At 40.1% G+C, this 17,385-nt stretch carries 20 protein-coding genes and 1 other RNA gene; 7 read left to right on the plus strand and 14 right to left on the minus strand.

The window, feature by feature from the left end:
* Positions 1-150: 150 nt before the first annotated feature.
* The 3 genes from FC90_RS05180 to FC90_RS05190 all read left to right on the plus strand — a co-directional run bounded on the left by FC90_RS05180 (position 151) and on the right by FC90_RS05190 (position 1,959).
* Positions 151-618, plus strand: coding sequence for a DUF2975 domain-containing protein (locus FC90_RS05180; RefSeq protein ID WP_057908212.1), 468 nt, complete (start codon positions 151-153; stop codon positions 616-618).
* Between the two features lie 11 nt (positions 619-629).
* A complete protein-coding gene (locus tag FC90_RS05185) occupies positions 630-836 on the plus strand; it encodes a helix-turn-helix domain-containing protein (RefSeq protein WP_057908213.1) in 207 nt (68 codons plus the stop codon).
* Between the two features lie 109 nt (positions 837-945).
* Positions 946-1,959 (plus strand): lipoate--protein ligase, encoded by a 1,014-nt coding sequence (locus FC90_RS05190; protein ID WP_057908214.1) that lies wholly within the window; start codon positions 946-948, stop codon positions 1,957-1,959.
* 161 nt (positions 1,960-2,120) lie between these two features.
* Here FC90_RS05190 and FC90_RS05195 read toward each other — a convergent pair whose 3' ends face one another.
* The 4 genes from FC90_RS05195 to FC90_RS05205 are packed head-to-tail and all read right to left on the minus strand — an operon-like array spanning position 2,121 to position 4,096.
* Positions 2,121-2,867, minus strand: coding sequence for a hypothetical protein (locus FC90_RS05195; protein ID WP_057908215.1), 747 nt, complete (start codon positions 2,865-2,867; stop codon positions 2,121-2,123).
* A complete protein-coding gene (locus tag FC90_RS05200; RefSeq protein WP_226789448.1) occupies positions 2,860-3,495 on the minus strand; it encodes an ATP-binding cassette domain-containing protein in 636 nt (211 codons plus the stop codon). The genes FC90_RS05195 and FC90_RS05200 overlap by 8 nt, the downstream gene beginning before the upstream one ends.
* A 51-nt stretch (positions 3,496-3,546) precedes the next feature.
* On the minus strand, positions 3,547-3,732 hold the full coding sequence (locus FC90_RS09490) for an ATP-binding cassette domain-containing protein (protein WP_226789447.1): 186 nt from the start codon (positions 3,730-3,732) through the stop codon (positions 3,547-3,549).
* On the minus strand, positions 3,725-4,096 hold the full coding sequence (locus FC90_RS05205; protein WP_057908216.1) for a GntR family transcriptional regulator: 372 nt from the start codon (positions 4,094-4,096) through the stop codon (positions 3,725-3,727). The genes FC90_RS09490 and FC90_RS05205 overlap by 8 nt, the downstream gene beginning before the upstream one ends.
* A gap of 159 nt (positions 4,097-4,255) precedes the next feature.
* Between FC90_RS05205 and FC90_RS05210 the strand changes: the two genes are divergently transcribed.
* Positions 4,256-5,059 (plus strand): hypothetical protein, encoded by an 804-nt coding sequence (locus FC90_RS05210; protein ID WP_057908217.1) that lies wholly within the window; start codon positions 4,256-4,258, stop codon positions 5,057-5,059.
* Positions 5,056-5,811, plus strand: coding sequence for a DUF3307 domain-containing protein (locus FC90_RS05215; RefSeq protein ID WP_057908218.1), 756 nt, complete (start codon positions 5,056-5,058; stop codon positions 5,809-5,811). The genes FC90_RS05210 and FC90_RS05215 overlap by 4 nt, the downstream gene beginning before the upstream one ends.
* 53 nt (positions 5,812-5,864) lie before the next feature.
* Here the strand turns inward: FC90_RS05215 and FC90_RS05220 are convergent, their stop codons facing one another.
* The 7 genes from FC90_RS05220 to FC90_RS05245 form a co-directional block, all read right to left on the minus strand.
* On the minus strand, positions 5,865-6,902 hold the full coding sequence (locus FC90_RS05220; protein ID WP_057908462.1) for a zinc-dependent alcohol dehydrogenase family protein: 1,038 nt from the start codon (positions 6,900-6,902) through the stop codon (positions 5,865-5,867).
* Between the two features lie 76 nt (positions 6,903-6,978).
* Complete coding sequence (locus FC90_RS05225) at positions 6,979-7,563, minus strand: tyrosine-type recombinase/integrase (RefSeq protein ID WP_057908219.1); 585 nt, start codon at positions 7,561-7,563, stop codon at positions 6,979-6,981.
* 333 nt (positions 7,564-7,896) lie between these two features.
* A complete protein-coding gene (locus tag FC90_RS05230; protein ID WP_057908220.1) occupies positions 7,897-8,850 on the minus strand; it encodes an NAD(P)-dependent oxidoreductase in 954 nt (317 codons plus the stop codon).
* A 100-nt stretch (positions 8,851-8,950) separates the two neighbouring features.
* On the minus strand, positions 8,951-10,099 hold the full coding sequence (locus tag FC90_RS05235) for a THUMP domain-containing class I SAM-dependent RNA methyltransferase (RefSeq protein ID WP_057908221.1): 1,149 nt from the start codon (positions 10,097-10,099) through the stop codon (positions 8,951-8,953).
* 80 nt (positions 10,100-10,179) lie between these two features.
* An RNA gene (gene rnpB / locus FC90_RS09100) (RNase P RNA component class B) lies at positions 10,180-10,541 on the minus strand.
* 39 nt (positions 10,542-10,580) lie between these two features.
* The gene (gpsB, locus tag FC90_RS05240) at positions 10,581-10,973 is read right to left on the minus strand and encodes a cell division regulator GpsB (protein ID WP_057908222.1); all 393 of its coding nucleotides are present in this window, start codon (positions 10,971-10,973) and stop codon (positions 10,581-10,583) included.
* A 61-nt stretch (positions 10,974-11,034) separates the two neighbouring features.
* Positions 11,035-11,595 carry an SLOG family protein gene (locus FC90_RS05245; RefSeq protein ID WP_057908223.1) on the minus strand — a complete coding sequence of 187 codons (561 nt, stop codon included), beginning with the start codon at positions 11,593-11,595 and terminating at the stop codon, positions 11,035-11,037.
* A 73-nt stretch (positions 11,596-11,668) separates the two neighbouring features.
* Between FC90_RS05245 and recU the strand changes: the two genes are divergently transcribed.
* Both recU and FC90_RS05255 read left to right on the plus strand, forming a co-directional pair.
* The gene (gene recU, locus FC90_RS05250) at positions 11,669-12,301 is read left to right on the plus strand and encodes a Holliday junction resolvase RecU (protein ID WP_057908224.1); all 633 of its coding nucleotides are present in this window, start codon (positions 11,669-11,671) and stop codon (positions 12,299-12,301) included.
* A 6-nt stretch (positions 12,302-12,307) separates the two neighbouring features.
* Positions 12,308-14,584, plus strand: a complete 2,277-nt coding sequence (locus FC90_RS05255) for a transglycosylase domain-containing protein (RefSeq protein ID WP_057908225.1) — start codon at positions 12,308-12,310, stop codon at positions 14,582-14,584.
* Positions 14,585-14,635: 51 nt separating this feature from the next.
* Here FC90_RS05255 and nth read toward each other — a convergent pair whose 3' ends face one another.
* The 3 genes from nth to asnS form a co-directional block, all read right to left on the minus strand.
* Positions 14,636-15,286, minus strand: a complete 651-nt coding sequence (gene nth, locus FC90_RS05260; protein ID WP_057908226.1) for an endonuclease III — start codon at positions 15,284-15,286, stop codon at positions 14,636-14,638.
* Between the two features lie 15 nt (positions 15,287-15,301).
* Positions 15,302-15,925 carry a DnaD domain protein gene (locus FC90_RS05265; RefSeq protein ID WP_057908227.1) on the minus strand — a complete coding sequence of 208 codons (624 nt, stop codon included), beginning with the start codon at positions 15,923-15,925 and terminating at the stop codon, positions 15,302-15,304.
* 111 nt (positions 15,926-16,036) lie between these two features.
* Complete coding sequence (gene asnS, locus FC90_RS05270) at positions 16,037-17,335, minus strand: asparagine--tRNA ligase (RefSeq protein WP_057908228.1); 1,299 nt, start codon at positions 17,333-17,335, stop codon at positions 16,037-16,039.
* Between the last annotated feature and the right edge of the window lie 50 nt (positions 17,336-17,385).

The raw sequence follows: 17,385 nt of genomic DNA on the forward strand, positions 1-17,385 counted from the left end.
AGTGCGATGCGCTATTTTTTATGGGGAGGTTAGCTAGTAGTTATCTCAGGATGAAACAATTAAATTTTATCGAATTTCGATAAAATTTAATTGTTTTTCGATAAAAATAAGCTATAATTAAACTATTCTAAAAAGTGAGGTGCAAGATAAATGTTAAAAAAATGGACACTTAGAATGGCGTTACTTGGGATTGCGGTTGTCTTTGGTCTGTTAAGCCTGTTAGTGACAGTCCAAATTGTGACCACTAAACATTTAGAATATCCAGCGACAATTTGGATGTTGGCGATTGCTGCCTATGGTGTGACAGCCAGCATCTGGTTTGTGTTGGTTAAATTGGTACAAATTCTACGCTTAATTGAACGGCATCAAGCCTTTTTACCACGCACACTACTTTATGTAACCGCAATTAGACGTGCAGTCTTGGTCGCAAGTTTGACAGCACTATTCGCCCTCCCCTTTTTCTATCGGATTGCGCAACTCGAAGATGCTCCGGGCTTGATGTTTCTTGGATTAGGACTAGTTTTTATCCCGTTTGCGATTCTCATCTTGATGCAGATTGTCGAAGCGCTTTTTAAAAGTGCGATCGACTTGCAAACTGAAATTGATTTGACGGTTTAGGAGGGGATTCGATGCCAATTCGTGTGAATTTAGATGTCATACTCGCCCAACGGAAAATGAGTGTCACGGCCCTTGCAGAAGCAGTTGATATAACAATTGCGAACCTCTCAAAATTAAAAACCGGTAAAGCCAAAGCGATTCGCTTTTCGACGCTCGAGAAGTTATGTCGCGTGCTAGAGTGCCAACCTGGTGATATTTTAGAATATGGCGATGATTAATGATAGGGGCCCTTTTGTTAGGTGTTGCTTTTTAGCTGCTTCAGTACACTGACTGCTATGATATGTAGTATAATGAATCCGTAGTAATTATGAAAGGGGTTTTATGCTGATGTATTACGTTGTGATGAAGTCTAATGATATTCGCCGAAACTTAGCAACCGAACAATATTTAATGAATCAAAAGAACTTTGATGAACCATTATTGCTTTTCTATATTGAAAAACCATGTATTATTGTGGGTCGGAATCAAAATACGTATGAAGAAATTAATCAAAAATACGTTGAAGAGAATCACATCACGGTGACCCGCCGCTTATCTGGCGGTGGTGGCATTTATCAAGATCTCGGCAACCTTTGTTTTAGCTTCGTTGTCGATGCTGATTCAGAACAATTTGGGGATTTCAAATCCTTTACTCAACCAATCGTCGATGCACTTCACGAAATGGGCGCAACATCAGCTGAAGTCTCTGGCCGCAATGATATGTTAGTGGCTGGTAAGAAATTCTCTGGTAATGCGATGTATACAAAAAACGGTAAAACATTCTCACATGGGACCCTTTCATGGGATGTTGATTTAGATGTTTTGACCCAAGCGTTGAACGTCCCTGCGGATAAGATTGCTTCCAAAGGGATTAAATCGATTCGCCAACGCGTCACAAACTTAAAAGATCACGTTAACCCCGAATACCAAAATATGTCGACAGAGGAGTTTAGAGACGTCTTATTATTGAACTTGATGCACGCCGATCAACTGGCTGACATTACCGACCGCGAATATCAATTAACGGCCGAAGATGAGCAAGCCATTGATCAGATTTTTAACGACCTCTACAGTAATTGGAACTGGGTCTATGGCAAATCACCTAAATCAACGATTCAAAAGCGCAAACACTTCGATTTCGGGACGATTGATGCGCGCTTGTTAATTGAAAATGGGAAAATTGCCAATGTCAAGTTCTACGGCGACTTCTTCGGTTCCGGTGATGCCAATGAATTGGCTGAAAAATTAGTCGGCACGGTTTATGACCGCGAACATTTAGCAAGCACCCTTGAACCAATCGACACGACGCCCTACTTTACTGGAATTTCAAAGACTGAATTAATTGAATTATTAGCACAATAAAAAAGAGCAGTAACCGATCGGTGGTTACTGCTCTTTTTGGCGTATAGCGATTAGGTCGTTCATAATTTAGTTAAGGATTAAATTCGCTTCAATTGCGTTGAATACTGAGGCTAAAGTGGTGAAACATATCGACAGTCTCTTTGGTACAGATTAATATTTGATTAGGCTGAGCGACGCCACTTGAGCGCGATTTTTTTAGTTTGCATGTAGTATTGACAAATCCAAGCGACTAACAACGGGAAAATAACACTAGTGAAAAACGTTAGCCAGAAATACCGACTCAGTACAACCATCTTAGCAGCTGTCATAAGATCAGCTTTATTGAAGTTGAGCGCTGTGAGCTTGGTCCAAGTTGGTAAGATTGAATTAATAATTGGATGAACATAATGTTCAAAAAGCATATCTAGGACTACCCATAAGGTAATCACAATCCACCAGATTTTACGTTCGAATAAAGTAATAAAACTGCTAATCTCAATCCCGCTAGCAATCAAGATCCAAGCCCCTATAATCATGATGAACATGAGATAAGGATCAAATAGATTCATATTATCTTTGAGATATGATTGGAAAACAGCAGCTGTTGTGGGATAAAAAATCATGAAGGTAACAAGCTGACTTCCAAATAAACTAACTAGATGCGTTGCATAATTAATCTTGCGGGAAACGCCATTTAAAATGCCAAATTCAAAATAAGGTCGAGTCATAGTAAACGAAAGGATGATGAGACATAGCTGCGTGACGATTAAACCGGTTGTTGCTAAACTAGCGCCTAGCAGTTCCATACTAAATGCTTGCGTACTTAAAATTAATTCACTGGCGGTTGTTACGATAGCGCCAATCGCTAATGCGATTAGCAATGTTTTCCAAATTGCTGTTAGTCGATAGCGTAACATTGCTTTAAACATGCTGTTCACGCCCCTTTTCGGTTAATTTAATGAAAAATGTTTGTAAATCGATATGTTTAATGGTTACCCGATCAGGAATCACTCGGTCTGGGGGTAACTCTGTATAGAGATAGTTGGTGTAGAGTGTTCCGATTTGTTCACTGGCTAAGATTGATAAGTCTTGGCAATATGCCAAGGCAGCTTCTTTAGGGCCACTAATTTGATAGCTCTGGGCAAGGACAGTTTCTAAATCGTCGTCGATGATCATTCGAGATTGATTGAGAATCAAAACGTGTTCAATCAAGTTAGCAACCTCTTCGATAATATGAGTTGATAAAACAAATGTTCGGGGCCGATTTTCATAAGCTTTTAAAATATAGCGGTACAATAACACGCGGTGATTAGCATCTAATCCTAAAATCGGTTCATCTAGAAAAACGTAATCGGCTGGCACACATAAGGCAACAATTGTTTTGAAAATCGTTCGATACCCAGTTGAAAGTTGATTGAGCTTTAGTTTAGGATTGAGCTCAAAGTCAGCTAACATTTGATTGGCAAGGCTTTGATTGAAGGTCCCTTGTAATAAGGCAGTATCTTTCATAATCTTTTTAAGCCGGTTTTCCTTATTGAATAAGTTTTGTTCAGACATGAGGTAAATGGCTTGTAAAGGATGATCTCGCCCGGTTAACGGCGTTTTATGTCAACTGATTGTGCCGCTGGTAGCAGTAATTTGGTTCGCTAGAATGCTTAATAGAGTACTTTTACCAGCACCATTTCGCCCTAGCAAGCCATAAATCGTATTTGGTTTTAAGGTTAAATTAATATCGTCTAGTACAACGCGATTCCCGAATTGTTTAATCAGATGGTTAGTCGTTAAATCAGTCATTTTGATAGCCCCTTTCAATCAGTGCAACTAAGTCGTCCTTTGATAATTGCAGTTGTTGTGCTTTTGTGATGAACGCTGCGACATAATGGTCGAAAAATTCAGCTTGCCGTTGTTGATTAATTTGCTGTGGTGCTGTTGTGGTGACAAACATCCCGCGCCCTCTTTTTTTTTCAATTAAACCTTTTTCAACAAGTTGATTCATCCCTTTCAAAACAGTTGCTGGATTGATATTAAATTGCCTTGAAATCTCGGTTGTTGAAGGCACTTGACTTTCCGGCGGAAAAACACCGGTAAAAATGCCTTCTTCAATTTGATCGGCAATCTGTCGATAAATTGGAATGTCGTTATTAAATTCAAAAAACAAAGGATCACCTAATTTCGTTAGTCGATTAAGTTAGTTACTTATGTAGTTAACTATATCACTGTTGATGAAAAAGGCAAGTCTCATCCATAAACATTTGATTTTTAGGATATATTCAGCTATTATGTGCTTATAATCAAATGTTTTTAGAGGGGGTTCATTATGCGTGCTGCTTATTGCTTTATCGATTTAGTTGGTAGTCGGACGAATTTTACTGATCAAGCCCAGGTTTTAACCTTATTACAGCACTTACAGAAAAAACTAAATACCCGTTTTCCAGACTTACTCACACCTTTTATGGTAAAAGATGGTGATGGTTTATTAGGTGGTTTTCAAGCGGCGGATCAAGCCCAGTTGGCAGATTTATTTATCTTTTGTAACGCCTATTTACGCAGTGTGGCCTTTAGACAATTTTGGCAACCACTTTTTGGGTCAGCAGACTTACCCGAATTTTATTTTGGTGTTGGATTAGGAACGCTAGCAACTGTTAAAAAAACGGATTATCAAGATGTCAATCGCGTTAATGGTTCGGTAATTGTTAATGCCTTGACGGCAGTTAACCAAGCAAAACGGTTAATGCAAGGGGCAACTTTACCCCTTGGCTATCCATTTCCAACCTCACTTTTTAAGTGGCAATTAGTCACTGATCAGTCCGCAGAAGTCGCTAACGGCATCAGTGCTTTGTTGTATTTAATTTATGAACGGTTATTAAATACCGAACTGCGGAAAGAGGCGTTTGCCCTACTTTATGCGCAGCCAACCTTAAAACGCTATGAATTGGCTCAAATTTTATGGGAAGCATATGGGGTGACAACGTACCAAGTGGATTATACGCAACAAAAAGCGCGCGCTGTGGCTTCCAGTAAAATTAGCCGCCTACTTAATCAGATGGATTATCCACTGATTGAACAGACGTTAACAACCATTCGTGCGCAACTAAGGAACCTGGTGGTGGTGACCGCATGACGTTATTGGCGATTTTACTGTTAGCCCATCTCTGCACAGATTTTTTAATCCAATCTGATCAGATGGCCCGGTGCAAGCGCTCGATGAAACTAGCTGCTAAATGGTACCCGTTATTGGGTCATGCATTGACTCAAGTTCCAGTGGCTATCGGCATCTGGTTAGTCGGAAAACTGATGCGGGTTTCAAGTTGGCCATCGATTGAAATATTCGTGATTAGCTTAATAATTGCTGTGATAACCCACTGGCTAATCGACGTCACTAAGCAGAATTGTCAGCCTATTTTAAAACGGACCTTACGATTAAAAACCAATCAAGTTCCCCTAATTAGTTACATCTTCGATCAGCTTTTACACCTGTTGGTCATTGGGATGGTTAGTCGATTATTGATGACTAATTGGCAAACAACGACTATGAGTCGGTGGTTATTAGCCGCAAGCGTTACGATTGGTACGTTATATTTTGCTGATTATTTCATTAGTTTATTTTTAAAAAGTTTAGATCTAAATGCGGAACGTTTGCCAGACCGGGCACAATTGGGGCGACATATTGGTCGGCTTGAGCGTTTGGCGATTTTATTATTATTTTATACGAATAATGTTGCGAGTATTGCGGTTGTAGTAGCAATCAAAGCCCTGACACGTTTTCGCGCCATTGAAGCCAATCAACATCATTTCGCAGAATACTATTTAATCGGTAGTTTATTAAGTCTTATCTTTGGTTGCTTAGGTGGTTACTTACTTAAATTAATTTGACATAAAAAGCCGTTCGGATAACTTCTCCGGACGGCTTTTGAATTTTCTTAAAATTAATCACTAATTACTAATAACGATTTGATGGCTTTTCGTTCATCCATTGCAGCGTACGCTGCTTGAATTTGATCTAATGTAAAGCGTTGTGTGAAAACCTGACCAGGGTTAATTTCACCCTTTAAAACAGCATCAAGTAACCGCGCTTTATCATGGGTAGTTACTGCTGCAACGCCCCCACGGAGTCCGATATTTTTACGGAATAAGGCGTTTGTATTCATTTCAGCTTTTTGTGGAATCCCAACACGTCCAATAATGGCGCCAGCCCCAGCGACGGCCACAGCTGTTTCAACAGATTGTTCGGTTCCGACACATTCTAAGACGGCATTGGCCCCTGCATTGTTGGTGAGTGCCATCACTTTCGCGACGGCTTCATCACCACGTTCAGCAACAATATCCGTTGCACCGAATTCAAGGGCTAATTTTTGGCGATCTGCATGACGACTCATCGCAATAATCCGGTTAGCGCCAAGTAATTTAGCTCCAATCACCCCACACAAACCAACAGCACCATCGCCCATGACAACCACTGTGTCACCAGGTTTAACTTCAGCACTAACGGCAGCGTGGTAGCCAGTCGCCATAACGTCAGAAAGCGTCAATAAATTATTGAGCATTTCATCAGAGTAATCGCTTGGTTGGCCAGGAATCTTAACCAGTCCCCAGTTTGCATTATGATAACGGAGGTATTCGGCTTGGTAGCCACCAGGATTATTCTCGCGGTTGGTACAATCGCCCTCAAAACCGTTTATACAAGCAGCGCAGTGTCCACAACCATGGGTAAATGGCACGATCACAAAATCACCGACATTAACATTTTTTACGTCAGTCCCGACAGCGTCAACGACGCCAATTGCTTCGTGACCGGTAAAACTGCCCACTTCCCGTTTTGAAATCCCGCGGTACCACCATAAATCCGAACCACAGACACACGCACGGATAATTCGAACAACTGCATCTGTTGGTTTTTCAATCGTTGGTTTTGGTGCTTCGGTAATGGTCATTTGACCAGGACCCATAAAAGTAGCTGTTTTCAAAACTGTAATCACCTATCTCTTCCTATTATATTGTCTTTACTATACACCTTAGACATTACTTTAATGCAAGCTTTTTTTAAAGGCCAATCGCCAATTGCTGTTTCTTACTCAACACTTCATCTTGAGTAATACCGATATAATGCAGCGTTGTTTCTTGCGTCGAATGACCAAAGTCAATCATTAATGATCGAACATCACCGAATTGTTTATAGAACCAGTAGCCGTAAGTTTTACGCATCGTATGAGTGCCGATATCATTGCGACCGAGCTTCTTCCCGGCTTCAGTTAACAAGCGATAAACCCCGTTGACAGTGATGTGGTTATCGCCGACACGGCTTGGAAATAACCAATCATTACCTACTAATTCATTATTTTGAATATAGGCACTGATGTACGGCCGTAAACTGGTCAAACTAATTTGTCGCCACTTACCCGTTTTTTGTTCAACGATGACGGGATTATCTTCGATCACATCTTTGACTTTTAATTGCACGATATCAGAACATCGTAAGCCAGTATTAATGCCGAGTAAAAATAATAAATAATTACGGCTCCCCATTTGTGAATGGCGTAAGATGACTTTCATATCTTCAATCTCGTCTTTTGTCCGTAACGGTTGAACATTTAGTTTTTGCCCTTTTTTAGTTCGCGATTTTCGCATGTTTTTTCCACCTTTTTGACCGCATTCTTTTTGTCTATATCATTATAAACCATGCGGTTGTATTTTGCACCCTTGATTATTGTTGATTTAAAGGGATTTTGAGCGCATTCTTTGTACCAAAAGAATGCGCTCGAATACATTAAATAGCTGCTACGTCTAAATCGCGGTCTGATCACGTTTATTCCACGTCAATCATCACAGGCGCATTTTAAGCGCGTTTCAGATTGAAAATCGGACAAGTGGTCACCAAAGTTGCTTAAAATGCGAGTTTGAAAAGTGACCTTTAAAAGCCAAAAAAACAGAGTTAAGACCAACGGCTTAACTCTGTTTTTTTTAATACCCTGCTGATAAGTCTACTGAATTGACGGTCAATTCTCCCTTATCCAAATAGCCAGGTAAATTTTGTTCAAAAATTTTAAATAGTCGTTCATGGATATCAGCAATGTATCCGGAAACGTGTGGCGTGATAATCAAGTTCGGTGTAGTCCATAATGGTGAATCACTGGCTAGTGGTTCATTTTGGGCAACATCGATTGCCGCGCCTGCTAAATGTTTAGTTTGTAAGTAGTGCATCAAAGCTGCTTCGTCAACTGAAGCACCCCGCCCCAAATTGAAGAAGTAAGCCCCACGATGAAGTTGCGAGAAAAAGGTGGTGTCAAAGAACCGGTTAGTAACCGATGTTAACGGCATCACATTAACCACGAAGTCTGCTTGTGGCAATACTTGCTGATAATCCGTGTCAGTTAGAATCTGATCAAAATTGGCAACGGGTTTTCCGTGACGATTGACGCCAATTGTGTGCATATCCATGACGTGCGCATATTTTGCAATCTCTTCACCAATTTGTCCCGTTCCGAAAATCAAGAGTGTGCGATGTTCTAAATTCATTGTCTGTTCACCAATAGCATGATGGTCCCATTGATGCGTTGTTTGTGCAGGTAAACTTTGATAAATCCCACGGGTAAAGTATAGTATGTAGCTCAAAGCGGTCTGGGCGATTGGTTTTGCGTGCATACCGCGGGCATTCGAGACGCGAACGCCCTGTTTTGCCAATGTTGATAATGGTAAATAATCAATACCCGAGCTTGCGGTTTGAATCCACTTTAATTGATTCCCAGGCGTTGCTAAAATTTGAGGACCAATTTCTTTGTTCCAACCGAACATAATTTCAATTTTGTCTAATTGACTTCTTTTCAAATCTGCATGGTTAATAATGGTTAACCCTTGTTTGGTTAGTGCCTTAATATGTTGTTCAGGAATTGATTCTGCTGCTAATATGACTGTCAAGTCGATCCCTCACCTTATTATTGAAGTAATCTTAATTATAATGGATTTTGAGCAAATAAAAAAGCAATTCCGAATATAGCGGGGGAATTGTCTTTTATTTTTACTTTGCGATTTTTTCAGTACGTGGCCATACAGGACGTCCCCAATATTGAAATAAATCGGTTTGAATTCGACCGTTGTAGAGTTTCCGTCGCTTCGTTGCACGTTGACCGTAAGATTCTTGGAATTGTAAGTCACTCGTTAAAATGTATTTACTCCAAGTCTTCAATGGGCGATAAGTATTGCCCATTTCCTGGTACAATGCTCGTGCTTGAGTTTGATCGCTCAGCCGTTTACCATATGGTGGATTAGCAATAATCACCCCATTAGTTAAATCAGTTTTGAAGTCTTTAACAGCTAATTGTTTAAATTCAATATCGTGCAAGACGCCAGCTTCGTTAGCGTTTAAACGGGCAATATCAATCATATTTTGATCGATATCATAACCGAAAATTTCAAGGGGGGTCTCTTTTTCTTGGCCTTTAGCCTCAGCCTTGGCATCAGCTAAGATAGTAGCATCGATCCACTCAAAATTTTCAAAGGCAAACTTACGGTGTAATCCAGGTGCGATATTATGTCCGATTAAGGCAGCTTCGATTGCAATCGTTCCCGAACCAGTTGTTGGATCAACAAATGGCATGTCCGATTGCCAATGGCTTAGTAGAATAAGTGAAGCCGCAAAGTTTTCCTTTAATGGCGCTTCCCCTTTTTCAAGCCGATAACCCCGTTTGAATAGACTGGGGCCAGTGGTATCTAAGCTAATCGTCACCATGTCTTTTAAGATACTGACTTCTAATGGATAAACCGAACCAGTTTCAGCTAGCCGTGTTCGGCGGTGATAAACGGTGCTTAACTTATCAACAATTGCTTTTTTAGTGATAGCTTGGACGTCTGGTTCACTATGCAGCGTTGAGCGGACCGAACGCCCAGCAACTGGAAAAGCGGCATCTAATGGTAAGAATTCGTCCCACGGTAAAGCCTTAACCTGTTCAAAAAGGTCGTCGAAGGTTTTGGCTTCAAATTGGCCAATCACAATTTTCACTCGATCAGCACTGCGTAACCAAAGATTGGCTTTGGCAATATCTGCCGCATCACCTTCGAAATACACCCGGCCATTGTCTGAACGTGTTTCATAACCAAGATGTTGTAATTCTTTGGCCGTAATGGATTCAATTCCACTTGCCATTGTGGCATATAGTTGGTAAGTCATGTTTTTAAAGATCCCCTTAGGAAATTATATTTTAAATAAAAAGAGCTTGGGCAAAAAGCCCAAGCCACCTGATTGTAAACCTCTATAGGCCATGTTTTGTTCCAGAACTTTCCCAGGAAGAAAGCTCCTTCAGTAATCATCTATCTGTTCTTACGAACTCTCATTTTTAGTTCATTTCCATAAATGAGACGCCCCTACCAAAGTTTGGGTTACTCGCTCGCGGGGTTTACCTCGTTCCACCGCCTCAGTTTCCAAAGACGCTCCGTCACTGTGGCACTATTTAAGGATATTCACGCATGACCGAAGTTTTAGCGCTTTTTCCGCCGTTACCATTAAGGTACCCTGGCTTATTGGGCCAGGCACGAACACTACAAGCATCTCAGCTTGTGCGGGCATGGACCTTCCTCAGCCTACTAATTGTAGACCGCGATTACTCAAGATTTACAAATATTAAATCAATGTCTATAAGTATATCATAAGATTAAAGATTTGTCTCATTATATTGTGACTGGTTTTGTACTCTTGTTTGTGGCGCTGAATTTTGTTCACTCAACTTAGCCCCAAAAACATGACGTTCAAGATTTGACAGACGTTTTAAAATATCATAGTTCGTTGCGGCCGAAGCTTGTTGTGGTGTGCTTTCTTTGACGTTATCGGCAGCACTTAATTGACGATTTAATTCATCGACTTTATTAAATAAACGTGTATTTTCAGCCGTTAATCGATCGATTGTTTCCTGATAGGTCTGATAGTCTTTAATGACTAAATCAAGATAACCATCAACTTCTTCGGGTTCATAACCGCGGATTTTCGTTTTAAATTCTTTTTTTAATATATCAGTTGGGTTTAGTTCAATTTCAATTTGATCGTCCATTTTGACACCTCATTTAGAATAAATGTACTATAATTCTCATTATAGCAAAGTTATATAAGAATTAAAACTTTTGCTCGTCTAATTCTGCCAACTCGGTTGCTAGGTCCTGTAATTCAAAAAAATCAACTAGATTAATAGGATAAGCTTGCGTTTCTTGATATTGTTGCGCTGCATGATAGTCATATTCCGGTTTACCAGTTGCGTCACGATCATAGTATAATAGCTGACCATCCGTATGCTTTAGCATAAACTGTTGATATTGGCGTAGTTGTTGTGGACCAGCGTAAGGTGCATTAGTTACAGGTTGGCAAAAATCGACAGTTGCTTTTAACTGGCTTAATTGGGCTTGGTTATGCGCGTTCCATTGCTGACCAAAATCGTTAAATGGCAACATCATGGCTAGTTTTAAATCTGGATAAATAGCTTTTAATTCGGTCGCCACCTGGAGGCTCCACTGCTCGATTCCCATTTGGCCACCAGTAATCAGCCATTCCAGTCCATCATCTAGATATTGCGTTAACTGTTTTTTTAATGAATATTTAATTACTTTCAATTTCACATCGGTATCGCCAAAAATACCGAGCTCATAGCTTCGATAGCCGCTTACCCATAGTCGTTTCAAGTCTGGTCCCTCCCAAATGATTTTCAATTAAACTAAAGATTGCTATAATAGTAGGACAGGAGTGTGATTTTCAATGGTCTTTCATTATCCTAACGGACAGCCCTACTCAAATAATGAGACAAAATCAACTAAAAATCAAGCGCAGCAACTAAAAGCAACTACTTTATTTGGTAATCGCGGGATGACGTTAGAAGAAGAACTTAATCATAGCAACCAATATTACCGTTTGCATGAAACTGCTGTAATATATAAAAAGCCAACGCCGATTCAAATTGTGAAAGTCGATTATCCAGCTCGCAGTCAAGCGGTCATTAAGGAAGCCTATTTTAAGCAGGCCTCTACTACTGATTATAATGGCGTTTATCAGAGACGCTATCTTGATTTTGAAGCTAAGGAGACGAAAAATAAAACGGCCTTCCCTTTTCGTAACTTTCATCAACATCAGATTGAACATTTCAGAGCTTGCCTGCATCAAGGCGGGATTTGTTTTGTCATTATGAAATTTGTGCCATTACAGCGGCTTTTTTTGTACCCTGCAACGAGGTTGATCAGCCGCTGGGATGCTCAAGTTAACGGAGCACGGAAATCCATTCCTCTCAGTGATGTGATTGAAAACGGATTTGAAATTAAGTATCAACTTAATCCAATTATCCCCTACTTAGATGCCGTTGATCTGCTATTAATGCAACAAAACAAAGGAGTTTAATGAATAATGTCCGATAATCGAAATACAAGTAATTCGCGGGTTGCACGTCATAAAGTTACAGCTAAACCCATTAGCAAGAAGCATCAACCGGTATTTTTAAGATTTTTAAAGTGGTTATTGTTATTAATGGTTGTCTTTTTGGTTGCTGGAATTGGGGTATTTGCTTATTATGCTAAAGACACGCCTCAATTATCGCAAGGTGATTTACAAAGCCCGAATGCAACAATTTTATATGACGATAAAGGAAAACCCTTTAAAACAATTGGTGGTGAAAGTCGGACATATGTCAAAAGCAATCAGATCCCCCAAACTTTAAAAGATGCAGTTGTGTCAATTGAAGATCGCCGTTTCTACAAAGAAAAGTTCGGGATTGATCCGATTCGGATTGCTTCGGCGGCCGTTGCTAATGTAACTGGTAGATCCCCACTGGGTTTACAAGGTGGGAGTACCTTAACGCAACAATTAATTAAACTATCGAAATTTTCAACTAAAACTAGTGACCAAACATTCAAACGAAAAGCGCAAGAAGCGTGGCTTGCAGTTCAAGTCGAACGACAATATTCAAAAGATCAGATTTTAGAATATTACATGAATAAAGTGTATCTGAATAATGGAGTCAACGGAATGGGAACAGCCGCTAAATATTATTTTGGCAAATCATTGAAAACATTGGATTTACCACAACTTGCGTTAATTGCCGGAATGCCACAATCACCCAGTAATTATGATCCCTATCGGCACCCTGATTTAGCCAAAAAACGGCGCGACTTAGTTCTTGATGCCCTCTTACGGAATAATAAAATTTCCGCGACTGAAGCGACTGAAGCTAAACAAGTGCCAATCAATACTGGCTTAGTTAATCAACAAGCCGTTGCTAATAATTCAACTGATTCCAAAGCAACGGATGCCTATGTTAAAGAGGTCCTCGCCGATTTAAAGCAAAAAGGCTATGATCCATATACGAGCGGTTTAAAAGTGTACACTAATATTAATATGGATGCGCAACGTAAGTTATATAATATAGTAAATAATGATCCCAGCATTCCATTTCCAGACGATCAGTTACAAACAGCAGTTTCAATTACTGACCCTAATAACGGGCATATCGTGGCTATGATCGGCGGTCGTAAAACAGGCGCCGTTCAGCTGGGTTATAATCGGGCCGTTCAATCTGGTCGAAGCAATGGTTCTTCGATGAAACCATTGATGGATTACGGGCCCGCTATTGAATATTTAGACTATTCAACTGCTCATAAACTGCAAGATGTTCCTTATACGTATCCGGGGACTAATATTCAATTGCATGATTTTGATGGGCGTTACCTCGGGACCATTACGGCCCGCAATGCGCTTGCAAACTCTCGTAATGTCCCTGCAATTGAACTATTAGAAGCAGTAGGCATGACTAAAGCTCGTGAATTTGTCAAAGGTCTAGGGATTACCGTTCCCGATGATGCAGGTCTGTCCTATGGGATTGGTGGAAATGTCTCCACTGTTGATGAAGCTGCTGCGTATGGTGCATTTGCCAACGGTGGTACTTATTATGCGCCGACGTATATTCACAAAATTGAAACAACCGATGGGATTACGCATAGCTACGATACCGATGGGACTCAAGCAATGAAGAGTTCCACTGCTTATATGGTGACTGATATGTTGAAAGATGTTATTCGCAATGGCTCGGGGACACTGGCACAAATTCCAGGACTCCATCAAGCCGCAAAAACTGGGACTACCGATTATTCAAGTGAAGAAATCGCAAAATCTGGTTTAGATGCTTCGCTAGCTAAGGATAGTTGGTTTGCCGGTTATACTAAAAACTACTCAATCACTGTTTGGACTGGTTATGATGAGCCATTGAAAAACGGTTTAACCATGGCTGAACGTAACGTAGCCGCTTATATCTATAAAGCAATGATGCTCTATCTTGCCCAAAACAGTACGAATTCCAATTGGGTAATGCCAAGTAATGTGGTTGCTAAGAATGTTGCTGGCGTTCGTGAACTCTATATTAAAGGAACAACAACAATTCCTAGTTACTCAGGTCGCTTATCTTCAAGTAGTAGCGTCCTCTACTCTAGTTCAGAAACGCCAGTGAGTTCAAGTAGCGAAGTTTCTGATGCAAGCAGTAGTGTTGTTGAAACACCTAGTGAATCTTCAAGTGTACCGGAAACATCATCAAGTACCCCGGTCGAAAGTTCGCAGTCTCAATCTGAATCATCTTCTGTGGCACCGCCAACACCTAATTCTGGTACAGGGAATACAGAAGCCACCACCCCTTAGAACACTTAAAGAGCCATTCAACACAACGTTTAACGTTAGTTGAATGGCTCTTTAAGTATTCTTTATAAGGCGCTTTTGGCCACTTTTACAGATAGTGAGTAATGGACATTCGGTACAGTGTGGGTTACGTGCTGTACAGACTTGGCGGCCAAAGCTGATTAAGGTATGATGGGCTTGAATCCACGTTTTTTGAGGTAATTTGGTTTGAAAGTCGATTTCAATTTGGGTGACTGAAGCATCTACTTGACTAATATTGAGCCGTTTAGCAATCCGTGTTACGTGAGTATCAACAGCAAATGACGGGATATGAAAGGCATCGCCTAAAACCACATTGGCAGTCTTTCGGCCAACCCCTGCAAGTTGCTCTAATTCAAAGTGAGTGTGCGGCATTTGACCACCAAATTTGTCGATTAATTGCTGACAGCAAGTTTTGATATATTGAGCTTTGTGGTGATAGAGTCCAATTGAGTGAATATCCGCTTCAATTGCAGTTATATCGGCATTGGCAAAACTATTTGGGGTCGGAAAATCGGCAAATAGTTGTGGTGTGACTTTATTGACTGAAATATCTGTCGCTTGGGCACTGAGCATGACCGCAATTAATAATTGAAATGGTGATTTAGCAATCAGGGCACCTTTCGCATCAGGAAGCAGCACATATAATTGTTGCATCGCCCATTGGGTTTTCGCTTTTGATAACATTTAAATAGCTCCTAACTAACGTCTTGGATGGTTTTTTTGGTAAGCTTGCAAAGACGTCTTATCAGTAATATCTTGTTTTTGCCAGTTGAGTAAAATTTTATCAACATATTTTAAAGAATAAACTTGATTCAAAATAGCTTCTCGAACAGCTAATTGAATTAATTCAGGTTGATAGTGATCTAAATCTAACCAATTGGCGACAATTTCGGATTCAAGTGGCGATAAGGGGCGACCCAATGCTTGTTCTACTAAGTTAAAAACAGTGCTCCGTTGATGCGAATCCATGGATTGCTGATTAAGTTGCGTATCTTGGACAGCCAAAATACTTAATTTCGTTAAAGCTGGTGTTAAATCATAATGATCCTCTGCTTGTCCCGTGTCATTTACAGTTGATTTGAGCGTAATTAATTTTTTTTGTAATAACTGATGAATCAAGTTATAAATCTGTTTCGGCGCAATTCCCATGCGATCACCAATCACTGCTAAATCCGGAAAATCGTCATTTTGGCTGGCAAAATCACTGAGTTGCAAATAAACGACCAATTCTTCAGAAGACATCTTAAGTGCTTGATAATGTTGCAGTAGCAGTCGAGATACACTTAATTGACCACCTTGCAAAAACGCGGTGAGTTCCTTCATATTCTAGCCTTCTTTTCTAAAAATATTTTATGATTTTATTGTAACCAATTTAGTAATAATAAAAAAAGAGCCCCCTTCTTATGTAATCAGGAGCGGGCTCTTTTTTTATTATTACGGTTTAATCCGGTTAATCATTCGTGGGAATGGAATTGCTTCCCGAAGATGATCGATACCGCAGATCCAAGTGATTGCCCGTTCGAGACCTAAACCAAACCCGGAATGTGGTACGGAACCATAACGACGTAGGTCGAGATACCATTGATATTCCTCAAGGTCTAAGCCCATCTTTTGGATTTCAGCTTCTAACTTAGCAAAGTTAGTTTCACGTTCACTGCCACCAATAATTTCGCCGTAGCCTTCTGGAGCTAGTAGGTCAGCACATAAATAAACATCATCACGGGTAGGATGTGATTTCATATAAAATGGCTTAATTGCTTTAGGATAATTTAAAATAAAAACGGGTTGTTCGAATTGGTCGGACAAGTAGGTTTCGTCGGGGGCACCAAAATCATCGCCCCATTTGATATCAAAATCAGCTGCTTGTAACATTTCAACAGCCTTATCGTATGAAATTCGTGGATAAGGTGTTGTTGTGTATTTCTTCAATTGATCGATGTCTCGATCTAACAGTTTTAATTCATAGGCACAATGATCAATCACGTTTTGTACAAGATAAGCAATATACTTTTCTTGTACTACAAGACTTTCTTCCTGAGTTGTGAATGCCATTTCCGGTTCAATCATCCAGAATTCCGTTAAATGCCGCCGAGTCTTCGATTTTTCAGCACGGAAAACTGGGCCGAAGGTGAAGACTTTACCAAAAGCCATTGCACCAGCTTCAGCATATAATTGACCGCTTTGTGTTAAGTAAGCATCACTATCGAAATATTCGATATGGAATAACTCGGTCGTCCCTTCAGGTGCACTACCAGTCAAAATTGGTGGGTCCATCTTGATGAAACCTTCTTGATTAAAGAATTCATAAGAAGCGCGAATAATCTCATTTCGGATCTTCATAATTGCAAATGGCCGCTTTGAACGTAACCATAAGTGACGATGATCTAATAAAAATTCAATACCGTGTTCCTTTGGTGTGATTGGATAATCACCACTGTCTCCGATTAATTCGATGGCTGAAATTTCAATTTCATAACCAAAGTGAGAACGTGTATCTTCATGAATCACACCAGTCACCCACATGCTTGCTTCTTGTTTTACATCTTTAGCCAATTGGAAAACAGCTTCGCTGACTTGGCTTTTAACAACTACTCCCTGGAAAAAGGCAGTCCCATCGCGTAATTGGAGGAATGAAATTTTTCCACTGGAACGTTTATCGGTTAACCAAACGCCGATTTTAACTTCTTCATCGACATGGTCTTTTGCATCGATAATATTGATTTTTTTAACCATTAACTCTGTCTCCTTATGTGCATTATTGATTTTGTAACAGTTCAAAATAA

Origin of the sequence: Latilactobacillus graminis DSM 20719, assembly GCF_001436415.1 — a bacterium.
GTDB classification, from domain to species: Bacteria; Bacillota; Bacilli; order Lactobacillales; family Lactobacillaceae; genus Latilactobacillus; species Latilactobacillus graminis.